This window comes from Lutibaculum baratangense AMV1, assembly GCF_000496075.1.
In the GTDB taxonomy this organism is placed as follows: Bacteria; Pseudomonadota; Alphaproteobacteria; order Rhizobiales; family Tepidamorphaceae; genus Lutibaculum; species Lutibaculum baratangense.
This window is the reverse complement of record NZ_AWXZ01000003.1, coordinates 1-15,510: the sequence shown is the minus strand read 5'-3', so window position 1 is coordinate 15,510 and position 15,510 is coordinate 1. Positions and strand designations below refer to the sequence as shown.

The 15,510-nt window shown below is 65.7% G+C and carries 11 protein-coding genes and 1 tRNA gene; all 12 read right to left on the bottom strand.

Annotated elements, in window-relative coordinates; translation table 11 throughout:
- Positions 1-44: 44 nt before the first annotated feature.
- The 12 genes from fusA to N177_RS00150 all read right to left on the bottom strand — a co-directional run bounded on the left by fusA (position 45) and on the right by N177_RS00150 (position 15,494).
- Positions 45-2,120 carry an elongation factor G gene (fusA, locus tag N177_RS00205; protein WP_023430198.1) on the bottom strand — a complete coding sequence of 692 codons (2,076 nt, stop codon included), beginning with the start codon at positions 2,118-2,120 and terminating at the stop codon, positions 45-47.
- Positions 2,121-2,141: 21 nt separating this feature from the next.
- Positions 2,142-2,612 carry a 30S ribosomal protein S7 gene (gene rpsG, locus N177_RS00200; RefSeq protein WP_023430197.1) on the bottom strand — a complete coding sequence of 157 codons (471 nt, stop codon included), beginning with the start codon at positions 2,610-2,612 and terminating at the stop codon, positions 2,142-2,144.
- Positions 2,613-2,639: 27 nt separating this feature from the next.
- On the bottom strand, positions 2,640-3,011 hold the full coding sequence (gene rpsL / locus N177_RS00195; RefSeq protein ID WP_023430196.1) for a 30S ribosomal protein S12: 372 nt from the start codon (positions 3,009-3,011) through the stop codon (positions 2,640-2,642).
- Positions 3,012-3,524: 513 nt separating this feature from the next.
- On the bottom strand, positions 3,525-7,718 hold the full coding sequence (gene rpoC, locus N177_RS00190; RefSeq protein ID WP_023430195.1) for a DNA-directed RNA polymerase subunit beta': 4,194 nt from the start codon (positions 7,716-7,718) through the stop codon (positions 3,525-3,527).
- 83 nt (positions 7,719-7,801) lie between these two features.
- Entirely contained in the window at positions 7,802-11,950 is a 4,149-nt protein-coding gene (gene rpoB / locus N177_RS00185) for a DNA-directed RNA polymerase subunit beta (RefSeq protein WP_023430194.1), read from the bottom strand.
- Positions 11,951-12,125: 175 nt separating this feature from the next.
- Positions 12,126-12,509: a 50S ribosomal protein L7/L12 gene (gene rplL, locus N177_RS00180; RefSeq protein WP_023430193.1), complete on the bottom strand. Its 384-nt coding sequence runs from the start codon at positions 12,507-12,509 to the stop codon at positions 12,126-12,128.
- 45 nt (positions 12,510-12,554) lie between these two features.
- Positions 12,555-13,073 carry a 50S ribosomal protein L10 gene (rplJ, locus tag N177_RS00175; protein ID WP_023430192.1) on the bottom strand — a complete coding sequence of 173 codons (519 nt, stop codon included), beginning with the start codon at positions 13,071-13,073 and terminating at the stop codon, positions 12,555-12,557.
- A 322-nt stretch (positions 13,074-13,395) separates the two neighbouring features.
- Positions 13,396-14,094 carry a 50S ribosomal protein L1 gene (gene rplA / locus N177_RS00170; RefSeq protein ID WP_040484848.1) on the bottom strand — a complete coding sequence of 233 codons (699 nt, stop codon included), beginning with the start codon at positions 14,092-14,094 and terminating at the stop codon, positions 13,396-13,398.
- 5 nt (positions 14,095-14,099) lie between these two features.
- The gene (rplK, locus tag N177_RS00165; protein ID WP_023430190.1) at positions 14,100-14,528 is read right to left on the bottom strand and encodes a 50S ribosomal protein L11; all 429 of its coding nucleotides are present in this window, start codon (positions 14,526-14,528) and stop codon (positions 14,100-14,102) included.
- A gap of 108 nt (positions 14,529-14,636) precedes the next feature.
- Positions 14,637-15,167 (bottom strand): transcription termination/antitermination protein NusG, encoded by a 531-nt coding sequence (nusG, locus tag N177_RS00160; protein ID WP_023430189.1) that lies wholly within the window; start codon positions 15,165-15,167, stop codon positions 14,637-14,639.
- Positions 15,168-15,177: 10 nt separating this feature from the next.
- Entirely contained in the window at positions 15,178-15,375 is a 198-nt protein-coding gene (secE, locus tag N177_RS00155; RefSeq protein WP_023430188.1) for a preprotein translocase subunit SecE, read from the bottom strand.
- Positions 15,376-15,417: 42 nt separating this feature from the next.
- Positions 15,418-15,494 (bottom strand) — tRNA-Trp (locus N177_RS00150).
- Positions 15,495-15,510: the final 16 nt, after the last annotated feature.

The window sequence follows — 15,510 nt, the reverse complement described above, 5'->3', positions numbered from 1 at the left end:
CGGCTCTCCTATTCTCGGAACCTGTCTGCTCTACCGGACCCGGTTCAGGCGAACTTCGCCTGAACCTCGTCGGCCACGGCCTGAGGCACCTGCTCGTAATGGTCGAACTGCATCGTGTACTGGGCGCGACCCTGGCTCATCGAACGCAGCGTGTTGACGTAGCCGAACATGTTCGCGAGCGGCACCATCGCCTGGATGACCGTGGCGATGCCGCGGCTTTCCGTGCCCTGGATCTGCCCGCGGCGCGAGTTCAGGTCGCCGATGATGTCGCCCATATACTCGTCGGGCGTCACGACCTCGACGTCCATGATCGGCTCGAGCAGCTTCGGCCCGGCCTTCTGCACGCCCTCGCGGAAGCCGGCGCGCGACGCGATCTCGAATGCCAGGACGCTCGAGTCGACGTCGTGGTAGGCACCGTCGATCAGCTGCGCCTTGATGTCGACCATCGGGAAGCCCGCGATCGGACCCGAGGTCATCACGCTCGCGATACCCTTCTGGACGCCGGGGATGTACTCCTTCGGCACCGCGCCGCCGACGATCTTCGACTCGAACTCGAAGCCTGCGCCGGTCTCGTTCGGCTCGATCACGAGCTTGATGCGCGCGAACTGTCCCGTGCCGCCCGTCTGCTTCTTGTGCGTGTAGTCGATCTCGGTCTTCTTCGTGATCGTCTCGCGATAGGCGACCTGCGGCGCGCCGATATTCGCCTCGACCTTGAACTCCCGCTTCATGCGGTCGACCAGGATGTCGAGGTGAAGCTCGCCCATGCCGGCGATGATCGTCTGGCCCGACTCCTCGTCCGTCTTGACGCGGAAGGAGGGATCCTCCGCCGCCAGGCGGTTGAGCGCGAGGCCCATCTTCTCCTGGTCGGACTTCGTCTTCGGCTCGATCGCGATCTCGATGACCGGGTCCGGGAACTCCATCCGCTCGAGGATCACGGGACGGTTCGCGTCGCACAGCGTGTCGCCCGTCGTCGTCTCCTTGAGGCCCGCGATCGCGACGATGTCGCCGGCGAAGGCCTCCTTGATCTCCTCGCGAGAGTTCGCGTGCATCTGGAGCATGCGGCCGATCCGCTCGCGCTTCTCCTTCACGGGGTTCAGTAGCGAGATGCCCTGCTGCAGCACGCCCGAGTAGATGCGGCAGAACGTGAGCGAGCCGACGAACGGATCGTTCATGATCTTGAAGGCGAGCATGGCGAGCGGGTGCTCGTCGCCCGACTGGCGCTTCGTCTCCTCGCCCGACTTCGGGTCGATGCCCTTGATGTCGTAAACGTCGACCGGAGACGGAAGGTAATCCACGACCGCGTCGAGAAGCGGCTGGACGCCCTTGTTCTTGAAGGCGGAGCCCGCGAAGACCGGCACGAACGTGTTCAGGATCGTGCCCTTGCGGATAAGGCGCTGCAGGTCCTCGATCGACGGCTCGGTGCCCTCGAGATAGGCCTCCATCGCGGCCTCGTCGGTCTCGACGACCTTCTCGACGAGCTTCTCGCGCCACTCCTTCGCCTGATCCTTCAGGTTGTCCGGAATGTCGTAATAGTCGAACTTCGCGCCGAGAGACTCGTCGTGCCAGATGATGGCCTGCATCCGCAGGAGATCGACGACGCCCGTGAACTCGCTCTCCGCGCCGACGGGGAGCTGCATGACGAGCGGGTTCGCGCCGAGACGCGACTCGATCATCTCCACGCAGCGGTAGAAGTCGGCGCCGAGCTTGTCCATCTTGTTGACGAAGATCATGCGCGGCACGTGATACTTGTCGGCCTGCCGCCACACGGTCTCGGTCTGCGGCTCGACGCCGGCATTGGCATCGAGAAGCGCGATCGCGCCGTCGAGCACGCGCAGCGAGCGCTCCACCTCGATGGTGAAGTCGACGTGGCCCGGCGTGTCGATGATGTTCAGACGCTTGTCGTTCCAGTAAGCGGTCGTCGCGGCGGACGTGATCGTGATGCCGCGCTCCTGCTCCTGCTCCATCCAGTCCATGGTGGCCGCGCCCTCATGGACCTCACCGATCTTGTGGCTGCGACCGGTGTAGAACAGGATCCGCTCAGTGGTCGTCGTCTTCCCGGCATCGATGTGAGCCATGATGCCGAAATTACGGTAGTCTTCGATCTTGTGCGTGCGGGCCATCGTTCTGGTCTCCCTGGTTCGTCACCAGCGGTAATGCGAGAAGGCGCGGTTCGCCTCGGCCATACGGTGCGTGTCCTCGCGCTTCTTCACCGCGGAGCCACGATTGTTCGCCGCATCGAGCAGCTCGCCGGACAGTCGCTCCACCATCGTGCGCTCGTTGCGGGCACGGGCGGCGGTGATCAGCCAGCGGATGGCGAGGGCCTGCCGGCGGTCCGGACGGACCTCGACGGGGACCTGATAGGTCGCACCGCCGACGCGGCGCGAGCGGACCTCGATCGCCGGGCTGACATTGTCCAGCGCCTGATGAAAGACCGTGACCGGGTCCTGCTTGGCGCGAGCCTCGATCGAATCGAAGGCGCCATAGACGATGGACTCGGCGGTCGACTTCTTTCCATCGTACATGATGGAGTTCATGAACTTGGAGACCACCAGATCCTTGAACTTCGGATCGGGGATGATCTCACGCTTCTCAGCTCTGTGACGGCGGGACATCGCGTCTTAAACCTTCGCCTTGACTGATCACTTCGGCCGCTTGGCGCCGTACTTCGAACGGCGCTGGCGCCGCTTCGAGACGCCCTGCGTGTCGAGCACGCCGCGGATGATGTGGTAGCGGACGCCCGGAAGGTCCTTCACGCGGCCGCCGCGGATCATCACGACCGAGTGCTCCTGGAGATTGTGGCCTTCGCCCGGAATGTAGCCGATGACCTCGAACCCGTTGGTCAGCCTGATCTTGGCGACCTTACGGAGAGCCGAGTTCGGCTTCTTCGGCGTCGTCGTGTAGACGCGCGTGCACACGCCGCGCTTCTGGGGGCAGGCCTCCATGGCCGGCACCTTGTTGCGCTTCACGGGCGCCTTCCGCGGGTGGCGGATCAACTGGTTGATCGTCGGCATCGAGCGCTTTCTTCCAAGCTTTCACCGCCGGTTAACCGGCGATTAGTTGCAAACCGAGATACGCCGATCCCCAGCCAAGGGGAACGGCGTGACGTTCAGAGGACCAGACCTCCCCGAGGGAAGTGCGGTCTTGCTTCGCTATGTCGTCCGCAAGAACGAGCGTCAGTGTCTAGGCATCTGGATCGCGTCCGAGTCGGACATGCGACGAAAAGGGCCTACCACCTGCCGCGAAATCGAACCGGACCTTACTGACCCGGCATCGGCACGTCAACCCCGGCTGCCAAGGTTTTCTTCACCGATCGCGGGGCGGGAAACCGCCCCGTTGCGACGGCCTGCCGCTTCCGCGCGGCGCCCGTCGAACTGGTGGAGAAGCTGGACCGGAATCGGGTGAATCACGCGAAACCGGCACCTGAAATAGGCGCTTCGGCCTGAGAATGCAAGAAGGGCCGCCCGATCTCCCGGGCGGCCCTTCGGTTTCCTGCGGTCAGACGGGCGAGCGCCCGCCGGACGACCTCACTCCGCGGGATTCCGCGGGGCGAACACGGCCTCGGCCGCGCTCATCTGCCCCTGCTCCCGCTGCTCCACGATCAGGTCGTCGCGGTGAGTCGCGATGCCCCTCACCTTGTTCATCACCGAGCCCGTTCCGGCGGGAATCAGGCGACCGACGATGACGTTCTCCTTCAGGCCCTCGAGATGGTCGACCTTGCCCGCGACCGCGGCCTCGGTCAGCACCCTCGTCGTCTCCTGGAAGGAGGCGGCCGAGATGAAGCTGCGGGTCTGCAGGCTCGCCTTCGTGATGCCCAGGAGCACGGGACTCCCCGACGCCGGCTTCTTGCCCTCCGCGGCGAGGCGAGCATTCGCCTCGTCGAGGTCGAGGCGATCCACCTGCTCGCCGGTCAGGAAGTCCGACTCGCCGGCGTCCTCGATCTCGACCTTCTGCAGCATCTGGCGGACGATCACCTCGATGTGCTTGTCGTTGATCGCGACGCCCTGCAGCCGGTAGACCTCCTGGATCTCGTTCACGAGGTAGGCCGCGAGCTCCTCGACACCCTTGATCGCGAGGATGTCGTGCGGCGCGGGGTTGCCGTCGAGAATGAACTCGCCCTTCTCGATGTAGTCGCCCTCCTGAACGTAGAGGTGGCGGCCCTTCGGGATCAGGTACTCCTTCGGCTCCTCGCCCTCCTCGGTCGGCCGGATCGTGATGCGACGCTTGTTCTTGTAGTCGCGCCCGAACTCGACCGTCCCGGAGATCTCCGCGATGACGGCGTGGTCCTTCGGACGACGCGCCTCGAAGAGCTCCGCAACGCGCGGCAGACCGCCGGTGATGTCGCGGGTCTTCGCGCTCTCGAGCGGGATACGCGCGAGAACGTCGCCGGCCGTCACGCGCTGCCCCGGCTCGGTCGCGATCACCGCGTCGACCGACAGGAGGTAGCGCGCCTCGCCGCCGCGCTCGAGCCGGATCACGCTGCCGTCGTCACCCTTGATGACGAGCGCCGGCCTGAGGCTCGAGCCGCGCGGGCTCGTCCGCCAGTCCATGACGATGCGCTTCGCGATACCCGTCGACTCGTCGGCCTGCTCGGAGATCGACAGGCCCTCAACGAGATCCTCGAACTCCACCGTTCCGTCGACCTCGGTGACGATCGGGCGGGTGTAGGGATCCCACTCCGCCAGGCGCTGCCCGCGCTTGACCTTGTGGCCGTCGTCGACGCGCAGCCGCGTGCCGTAGTTGATCCGGTGCACCGCCCGCTCGTTTCCTTCGGCGTCCACGACGATGAGCGACATGTTGCGGCTCATCGCGATGTAGATGCCCTCGGAGTCGCGGACGACGTTCCGGTTCCGCAGGCGGATCGTGCCGTCGAAGTTCGACTCGATGAAGGACTGCTCGGCGATCTGGGCCGTGCCGCCGATGTGGAACGTCCGCATCGTCAGCTGCGTGCCCGGCTCGCCGATCGACTGGGCGGCGATGACGCCGACCGCTTCGCCCATGTTCACGGGCGTGCCGCGGGCCAGGTCGCGGCCATAGCAGCTGCCGCAGACGCCGTTCTTCGTCTCGCAGGTGAGGACCGAGCGGATCTTCACCTCCTGGAGCTGCGCCTTCTCGATCTGCTCGACGTCACGCTCCTCGATCATCGACCCCGCAGGCACGATCACCTCGCCGGACGCCGGATGGACGATGTCCTCCGCGGCCGTGCGGCCGAGCACGCGCAGCCCCAGCGACACGATCACCTCGCCCGCGTCGACGACCGCCGTCATGGCGATGCCGCGCGTCGAGCCGCAATCGCGCTCGGTGATGATGGAGTCCTGCGCGACGTCGACGAGACGGCGGGTCAGGTAGCCCGAGTTCGCCGTCTTGAGCGCCGTGTCGGCGAGGCCCTTACGCGCGCCGTGCGTCGAGTTGAAGTACTCGAGGACCGACAGGCCTTCCTTGAAGTTCGAGATGATCGGGCTCTCGATGATCTCGCCCGACGGCTTGGCCATGAGGCCGCGCATGCCGGCGAGCTGCTTCATCTGCTGCGGCGAGCCGCGGGCGCCCGAGTGCGCCATCATGTAGATCGAGTTGATCGGCTTCTGGCGCTTCGTCTCCTCGTCGTATTCGACGGCGGAGATACGGGCCATCATCTCGTCGGCGATCTTGTCCGTGCACTTCGCCCAGGCGTCGACGACCTTGTTGTACTTCTCGCCCTGGGTGATGAAGCCTTCGTTGTACTGCTGCTCGTACTCCTTCACGAGCTCGCGCGTCTCGTCGACGAGCTTCTCCTTCGTCTCCGGGATCAGCATGTCGTCCTTGCCGAACGAGATGCCGGCGAGGCAGGCCTGCTGGAAGCCGCGCGCCATGATCCGGTCGCAGAAGATGACCGTCTCCTTCTGGCCGCAGTGCCGGTAGACCGTGTCGATCGCGCGCGAAATCTCCTTCTTCGTCAGGAGCTTGTTCACGACCTCGAAGCCGATCGCCGGGTGCTTCGGCAGAAGCTGGCCCAAAAGCAGCCGCCCGGGCGTCGTCTCGTGGATCTCCGTGACCTCGTTGCCGTTGTCGTCGATGCGGCGGAAGCGGCCCTTCACCTTCGCGTGCAGCGTCACGGCGCCCGACTCGAGCGCGTGCTCGATCTCGCCGGTGTTGGAGAGCAGCATGCCCTCGCCCGGCTCGTTCTCGTGCATCAGCGACATGTAGTAGAGGCCGAGGACGATGTCCTGCGACGGCACGATGATCGGCGAACCGTTGGCCGGGTGCAGGATGTTGTTCGTCGACATCATCAGCACGCGCGCCTCGAGCTGCGCCTCGAGCGACAGCGGCACGTGGACGGCCATCTGGTCGCCGTCGAAGTCGGCGTTGAACGCCGCGCAGACGAGCGGATGCAGCTGGATCGCCTTGCCCTCGATCAGCGTGGGCTCGAAGGCCTGGATGCCGAGGCGGTGCAGGGTCGGCGCCCGGTTCAGCATGACCGGGTGCTCGCGGATCACCTCGTCGAGAATGTCCCAGACCTCGGGACGCTCCTTCTCGACGAGCTTCTTCGCCTGCTTCACCGTCGAGGACAGGCCCTTCGCCTCCAGCCGCGAATAGATGAACGGCTTGAAGAGCTCGAGCGCCATCTTCTTCGGCAGGCCGCACTGGTGCAGCTTCAGCTCGGGGCCGACGACGATCACCGAACGGCCGGAATAGTCGACGCGCTTGCCGAGCAGGTTCTGCCGGAAGCGGCCCTGCTTGCCCTTCAGCATGTCGGCGAGCGACTTCAGCGGGCGCTTGTTGGCACCCGTGATGACGCGGCCGCGGCGGCCGTTGTCGAACAGGGCGTCGACGGCCTCCTGCAGCATCCGCTTCTCGTTGCGGATGATGATGTCGGGCGCGCGCAGCTCGATGAGGCGCTTCAGGCGGTTGTTGCGGTTGATGACGCGGCGATAGAGGTCGTTCAGGTCGGAGGTCGCGAAGCGGCCGCCGTCGAGCGGCACGAGCGGACGCAGGTCCGGCGGGATGACCGGGATGTAGGTCATGATCATCCACTCGGGCTTGTTGCCCGACTCGATGAACGACTCGATGAGCTTCAGGCGCTTGGCGAGCTTCTTGGGCTTAAGCTCCGAGGTCGACTCGGCGATCTCGACGCGCAGGTCCGCCGCGATCTTCTGGAGGTCGAGGCCGGCCAGGATGTCCCGCACCGCCTCGGCGCCGATATTGGCCGTGAACGCGTCCTCGCCGTACTGGTCGAGCGCCTCGATATACTCCTCCTCCGACAGAAGCTGGTACTGCTTCAGCGGCGTGAGGCCGGGCTCGATGACGATGTAGTTCTCGAAGTAGAGGACCCGCTCGACATCCTTGAGCGTCGAATCGAGGATCATCCCGATGCGGCTCGGCAGCGACTTCAGGAACCAGATGTGCGCGACCGGGGCGGCGAGCTCGATGTGGCCCATCCGCTCGCGGCGGACGCGCGACAGCGTCACCTCGACACCGCACTTCTCGCAGATGATGCCCTTGTACTTCATGCGCTTGTACTTGCCGCACAAGCACTCGTAGTCCTTGATCGGCCCGAAGATCCGCGCGCAGAACAGCCCATCCCGCTCCGGCTTGAACGTCCGGTAGTTGATGGTCTCGGGCTTCTTGATCTCGCCGAACGACCACGACCGGATCTTCTCTGGGCTGGCCAGAGAGATCTGGATCTGGTCGAAGACCTGCTGCGGCGCGGTCGGATTGAAGAGGTTGAGGACTTCCTGGTTCATGTCCTGCTCCCGTTGGACCGGCCCGGAGCTCGTCGCTCACGGGCCGGCAAATCAGAAATGGGCGCTCTATCGCAGCCCGATCATCACTCGGCTGCGTCGGCGCTCGGCAGCAGCGGCCCGGCAGGCTGGTTGCCCGTCGGTCCAGTGGGTGTACGGCTCGAGGTCAGCTCGACGTTGAGGCCCAGCGACCGCATCTCCTTGACGAGAACGTTGAAGCTCTCCGGGATGCCGGCCTCGAACGTGTCGTCGCCGCGGACGATCGCCTCGTAGACCTTCGTACGGCCGGCGACGTCGTCCGACTTCACGGTCAGCATCTCCTGCAACGTGTAGGCGGCGCCGTAGGCTTCAAGGGCCCACACCTCCATCTCGCCGAAGCGCTGGCCGCCGAACTGCGCCTTGCCGCCCAGCGGCTGCTGGGTCACGAGGCTGTAGGGTCCGATCGAGCGGGCGTGGATCTTGTCGTCGACCAGATGGTGCAGCTTGAGCATGTAGATGTAGCCCACCGTCACCTGCCGGTCGAACGGCTCGCCCGAGCGGCCGTCGTAGAGCGTGGACTGCCCGGAGGAGTTGAGGCCGGCGAGCTCCAGCGCCTCGACGATGTCCGGCTCGCGCGCGCCGTCGAAGACCGGCGTCGCGATCGGAACGCCCTTCTTCAGGTTTCCGCCGAGCTCGATCAGCTCCTTCTCGTCCATCGACTTGACCGTCGGATCGTCCTGGTAGACCTGCGCGAACGTCTCGCGCATGCGGTCCGCCTCGCCGCTCTCGTGGAACGCCGCGATCGCCTTGTCGATCTTCTTGCCGAGCCCTGCGCAGGCCCAGCCAAGATGCGTCTCGAGGATCTGCCCGACATTCATGCGGGAGGGCACGCCGAGCGGGTTCAGGACGATGTCGACATGGGTGCCGTCCTCGAGGAACGGCATGTCCTCGATCGGCATGATGCGCGACACCACACCCTTGTTGCCGTGACGTCCGGCCATCTTGTCGCCCGGCTGGATCTTCCGCTTCACCGCGACGAAGACCTTGACCATCTTCATCACGCCGGGCGGAAGCTCGTCACCGCGCTGCAGCTTCTCGACCTTGTCGAGGAAGCGCTGCTCGAGACGCTTCTTCGACTCGTCGTACTGCCGCTTCAGCTGCTCGACCTCGCCCATCGCGGCCTCGTCCTCGAGGCCGATCAGCCACCACTGCTGGCGCGGCAGCTCGGCAAGGACGTCGTCATCGACGACGATGCCCTTCTTCATGCCCTTCGGTCCGCTGGCGACGCTCTTGCCGCCCAGCATCTCCGAAAGACGCCCGAACACGTTCCGGTCGAGGATCGCCTGCTCGTCGTCGCGGTCCTTCGCCAGGCGCTCGATCTCCTCGCGCTCGATCGCGACCGCGCGCTCGTCCTTCTCCACGCCGTGGCGGTTGAACACGCGCACCTCCACGATCGTGCCCTGCACGCCGGGCGGAACCCGGAGCGAGGTGTCGCGGACGTCGGAGGCCTTCTCGCCGAAGATCGCGCGAAGAAGCTTCTCCTCCGGCGTCATCGGGCTCTCGCCCTTCGGCGTGATCTTGCCGACGAGGATGTCGCCGGCATTCACCTCGGCGCCGATATAGACGATGCCCGCCTCGTCGAGGTTCCTCAGCGCTTCCTCCGACACGTTCGGAATGTCGCGGGTGATCTCCTCCGGCCCGAGCTTCGTGTCGCGGGCCATCACCTCGAACTCCTCGATGTGGATCGAGGTGAAGATGTCGTCGCGCACGACGCGCTCGGACATGAGGATCGAGTCCTCGAAGTTGTAGCCCATCCACGGCATGAAGGCGACGAGGATGTTCCGGCCGAGCGCCAGCTCGCCCATGTCCGTCGAGGGGCCGTCGGCGATGATGTCGCCCTTCGCCACCACGTCGCCCACGCGCACCAGCGGACGCTGGTTGATGCAGGTGTTCTGGTTCGAGCGCTGGAACTTCATGAGACGGTAGATGTCGACGCCCGACTTGCCGGGATCGACCTCCTCGGTCGCACGCACGACGATACGGGTCGCGTCCACCTGGTCGACGACGCCGGTCCGGCGCGCGGAGATCGCCGCACCGGAATCCCGCGCGACGACCGACTCCATGCCGGTGCCGACGAGCGGGGCGTCCGCCCGAACGAGCGGCACGGCCTGGCGCTGCATGTTCGAGCCCATCAGGGCGCGGTTCGCGTCGTCGTTCTCGAGGAACGGGATCAGCGCCGCCGCCACGGACACGAGCTGCTTCGGCGACACGTCCATGTAGCCGACCTTGTCGCGCGAGGCCATCAGGACGTCGCCGCCGATGCGGCACGTCACGAGCTCCTCCGCGAACCGACCCTCCGCATCGAGCTCGGCATTCGCCTGTGCGATGTGGTGGCGCGCCTCCTCCATGGCGGAGAGATAGACCACCTCGTCCGTCACCTGGCCCTCGCGGACCTTGCGGTAGGGCGCCTCGATGAAGCCGTACTTGTTCACCCGCGCGAAGGTGGCGAGCGAGTTGATCAGGCCGATGTTCGGCCCTTCCGGCGTCTCGATCGGGCAGATGCGGCCATAGTGCGTGGGATGCACGTCGCGCACCTCGAAGCCCGCGCGCTCGCGCGTCAGGCCGCCCGGTCCGAGCGCAGACAGGCGCCGCTTGTGTGTGATCTCCGACAGCGGGTTCGTCTGGTCCATGAACTGCGACAGCTGCGATGAGCCGAAGAACTCGCGCACCGCCGCGGCAGCCGGCTTCGCGTTGATCAGGTCCTGCGGCATGGCGTTGTCGATCTCGACGGACGACATGCGCTCCTTGATCGCGCGCTCCATGCGCAGGAGGCCGACGCGGTACTGGTTCTCCATCAGCTCGCCGACCGAGCGGACGCGGCGATTGCCGAGATTGTCGATGTCGTCGATCTCGCCGCGGCCGTCACGAAGCGCGACCAGCGTCCGGATGACCTCGATGATGTCCTCCCGGCGCAGGGTGCGAACGGTGTCGGGACATTCGAGGTCGAGACGGATGTTCATCTTCACGCGCCCGACCGACGAAAGGTCGTAGCGCTCCGCGTCGAAGAACAGCGACTGGAACATCGCCTCCGCCGCCTCGATCGTGGGCGGCTCGCCCGGGCGCATGACGCGGTAGATGTCGAAGAGAGCCTCCTCGCGCGTCGCGTTCTTGTCGAGCACGAGGGTGTTGCGGATGAACGGGCCGGTCGTGACGTGGTCGATGTCGAGGATCGGCAGGGTGTCGATCCCGGCGTCGCTCAGCGTCTGGAGCATGGCCACCGAAACCTCTTCGCCGGCCTCGGCCATGACCTCGCCCGTCTCGAGGTTCACGATGTCCTCGGCGAGATAGTGGCCGACGAGGTTCTCGTCCGCCACGCTGAACGCCTTCAGACCCTTCTCGGCGAGCTCGCGCGCCTTCCGGATCGTCAGCTTCTTGCCGGCTTCGGCCACGAGCTCACCGGTGTCGGCGTCGACGATGTCGTGGGCGAGCTTGACGCCGCGCATGCGGGAGGGGTCGTACGGCCAGCGCCAGCCGTCCTTCGCCCGCTCGATCTCGATCCTGTTGTAGAACGTGTCGAGGATCTCCTCGCCGTCCAGGCCGAGCGCGAACAGCAGCGTCGTCACCGGCAGCTTGCGGCGACGGTCGATGCGCGCGTGGACGACGTCCTTGGCATCGAATTCGATGTCGAGCCAGGAGCCGCGATACGGGATGATGCGGGCGGCGAAGAGGAGCTTGCCGGAAGAGTGCGTCTTGCCCTTGTCGTGGTCGAAGAACACGCCGGGCGAGCGGTGCATCTGCGAGACGATGACGCGCTCGGTGCCGTTGACGATGAAGGTGCCGTTCTCCGTCATGAGCGGCATGTCGCCCATGTAGACGTCCTGCTCCTTGATGTCCTTGACGGACTTGACGCCCGTGTCCTCGTCGACATCGAACACGATGAGCCGGAGCGTCACCTTCAGCGGCGCGGCGAAGGTCATGCCGCGCTGGCGGCACTCGTCGACGTCGTATTTCGGCGGCTCGAACTCGTAGCGGACGAACTCGAGCATGGCCGTCTCGGCGAAGTCGGAGATCGGGAAGACCGACTGGAAGACGGACTGCAGCCCGCTCTCGTCACGGCCCTCCTGTGGCGCGTCGACCTGCAGAAACTGGTCGTAGGAGGCCTTCTGGACCTCGATCAGGTTCGGCAGCGCCGCGACCTCGCGGATGTTGCCGAAAAACTTGCGAACGCGCTTGCGCCCCATCGTGCTCTGGGCCATCGTCGCTCCTCGTATCGCTCTCGAACGGCTCGCCGGAAAACCCTGCCCCTTCCCGCTCGCGGGATCGGTGCGTGTGTCGGATTTTCGGGGGAGACGTCCGTGGTTTCCTGTCTTCGTGGCGTCGTCGGTCGGGTCGGCGCGGCCCGCAAGTGCGGGCCGCGCCGGTCGTTCTGGCTTACTTGAGCTCGACGGTCGCGCCGGCGGCCTCGAGCTTCTCCTTCATGGAAGCGGCCTCTTCCTTCGTGGCGGCTTCCTTCACGGTCTTCGGAGCGCCCTCGACGAGGTCCTTGGCTTCCTTCAGACCGAGACCCGTGATCGCGCGGACTTCCTTGATCACGTTGATCTTCTTGTCGCCGGCCGAAGCCAGGACGACGTCGAACTCGGTCTTCTCCTCGGCGGCCTCGGCGGCGCCACCGGCGGCGGCACCGCCAGCGGCGGCGACGGCGACCGGAGCGGCGGCGGAGACGCCCCACTTCTCCTCGAGCATCTTGGAGAGCTCGGCGGCCTCGAGGACCGTCAGGTTGGAGAGGTCTTCCACGATCTTGGCGAGATCAGCCATAGTCTAGTTCCTTTCGATTCGAACCTTGCTGGATGTGGCGGCGGATCAAGCCGCCTGGTCTTTCTCGGCATAGGCCGCAAGCACGCGCGCGATCTGCCCGCCGGGAGCGGCGAGCACCTGCGCGACCCGGGTGGCCGGCGTGTTGATCATGCCCACGATCTTCGCCCGCAGCTCGTCGAGCGACGGCATCGTGGCCAGCGACTGAACGCCGTCCGGGTCGAGGGACGTGGCGCCCATGCCCCCGCCAAGGATCACCAGGTTCTGGTTGGCCTTCGCGAAGTCCACGGCGACCTTCGGGGCAGCGACCGGATCGTCGGAATAGGCGATCACGGTCGGGCCTTTGAACAGGTCGCCCATGTGGGCGTAGTCGGTACCCTCGAGCGCGAGCTTGGCGAGCCGGTTCTTTGCCACCTTCACCGACGCTCCGGCGTCCTTCATCCGACCGCGAAGGGTCGTCATCTGGGCGACCGAGAGGCCGGAATAGTGGGCCACGACGACCACGGACGTGTTCTGGAACACGTCGTGGAGAGTCGTGACGAGCTCTTGCTTTTCGGCTCTGTCCACTTGCTCTCTCCATCTAGCGACGACCGAAGTGGCCGACGCTGGTTGCCATTGCCGCCCGATCGGGCCGAAACCGGACAGGGCGACGCTCGCAATCCTGTCCAGCCCCGACAGCGACACGCCGCAAGGACAACAAGGTCCGAACCGAAGCGGCCCGAAGGCCGTTTATCGGTTCATCCCCGTCTGTGCAGGCCCCGCGAGTGGGCTTAGGCCGGGTGGCACCTGCAGTCTCGGACAGGCTTAGGGTCCCGCGATCCTGCCGGATCCCGGAACCCTGAAATCCGCCCGGAGAACCCGGGCGGAAACTCTCAATCTGTACGAGCCGTCACGCCTCGAGAGCGCTCGACGGCTCGACGCGCACGCCCGGTCCCATCGTGGACGAGACGGCGATGCGCTTGAAGTACGACCCCTTCGCGCCGGTCGGCTTCGCCTTGATCACCGCGTCCACGAAGGCGCGAATGTTCTCGACGAGCTGCTCGTCGCCGAAGCTCGCCTTGCCGACACCGGCATGGATGATGCCCGCCTTCTCGACGCGGAACTCCACGGCGCCGCCCTTCTGCGCCTTGACGGCGCCGGCGACGTCCGGGGTCACCGTGCCGGTCTTCGGGTTCGGCATCAGGCCGCGGGGGCCGAGCACCTTGCCCAGCCGGCCGACGAGCGGCATCATGTCCGGCGTCGCGATGCAGCGATCGAAGTCTATATTGCCCTGCTGGACCTGTTCGACAAGGTCCTCGGCGCCGACCACGTCGGCTCCGGCCGCCTTCGCCTCTTCGGCCTTGTCGCCGCGCGCGAAGACCGCGACGCGCACGGTGCGGCCCGTGCCGTTCGGCAGCTGGCACACGCCGCGGACCATCTGGTCGGCGTGACGCGGATCGACGCCGAGGCCGATCGCGACCTCGACCGTCTCGTCGAACTTCGCCGTGGCGCGCTGCTTGACCATGCGGATGGCCTCGTCCAGCGGCAGGAGAGTGGTGACGTCGACACCCTCGCGGGCCGCCCGGAGGCGCTTACCAAGCTTCGCCATCTCTCTTACCCCTGAACCTCGAGGCCCATGGACCGGGCCGAACCTTCGATGATACGCATCGCCGCATCGATGTCGACCGCGTTCAGGTCCTTCATCTTCGCTTCCGCGATCGAGCGAACCTGGTCGCGCGTCACGCTGCCCGCGCCCGCCTTGCCAGGGGTCTTGGAGCCCTTCTGGACCTTCGCCGCCTGCTTCAGCAGGAACGACGCCGGCGGCGTCTTGATCTCGAAGGTGAAGGACTTGTCCTGGAACACCGTGATGATCGTCGGGCAGGGGTTGCCCTTCTCGATGTCCTGCGTCTGGGCGTTGAACGCCTTGCAGAACTCCATGATGTTCAGGCCGCGCTGGCCGAGCGCGGGGCCGATCGGGGGCGACGGCGTCGCCGAGCCGGCCGGCACTTGCAGCTTGATGTAGCCGACAATCTTCTTTGCCATGTTGTCACCTGTTTGCGCCTGGTGGCGCGTTAGGGGTCGTGGTGCGTTCCGTCGGGCCGGCTGGCGGGCGGCCCGGAACTCCCACGCTTCGAGACGGCCAGGAGAAGCCTAGAGCTTCTCGACCTGGCCGTATTCCAGTTCGACCGGCGTCGCCCGGCCGAAGATCGAGACCGCGACCTTGAGTCGTGCGCGCTCCTCGTCCACCTCTTCCACCGTGCCGTTGAAGGAGGCGAAGGGGCCATCGGCGACGCGAACCTGCTCGCCGATGTCGAAATGAATCGAGGGCTTCGGGCGGTCGATTCCCTCCTGCACCTGCTGCAGGATACGCTGCGCCTCGGAGTCCGGGATCGGCATGGGCTTGTTGTCGGAGCCCAGGAATCCGGTGACCTTCGGCGTGTTCTTGATCAGATGGTATGCGTCGTCGGTCAAATCCACCTTCACGAGAACGTAGCCCGGAAAGAACTTGCGTTCTGTGTCGATTTTACGGCCGCGGCGCACCTCGACGACCTTCTCGGTCGGCACGAGGATCTCCTCGAACTTCTCCGAGAGTCCGGTCTGGGCGGCCTTCTCGCGAATGGCCTCGGCGACCTTCTTCTCGAAGTTCGAGTAGCTGTGGACGATGTACCAGCGTGCGGTCATGGCGGCGACCTCACATTCCGATGCCGAGAAGCAGCTCGACGCCCAGGGCGAAGAACTGGTCCGCGACGAAGAAGAACAGGCTCGCGACGGCCGAGAGGATGAAGACCATCACGGTCGTGATGGCCGTCTCCCGCCTCGAGGGCCAAGTCACCTTGGCACCTTCCGCGCGCACCTGTTGCAGGAACTGGAACGGGTTGGTCTTCGCCATGACCCTTTCTAACCTTTCCGACCGACGGTCGGTTGACGGAACTGGCAGGAGTGGAGGGACTCGAACCCCCAACCCCCGGTTTTGGAGACCGGTGCTCTAGCCAGTTGAGCTACACTCCTAAGGTGCGCAGTTCCG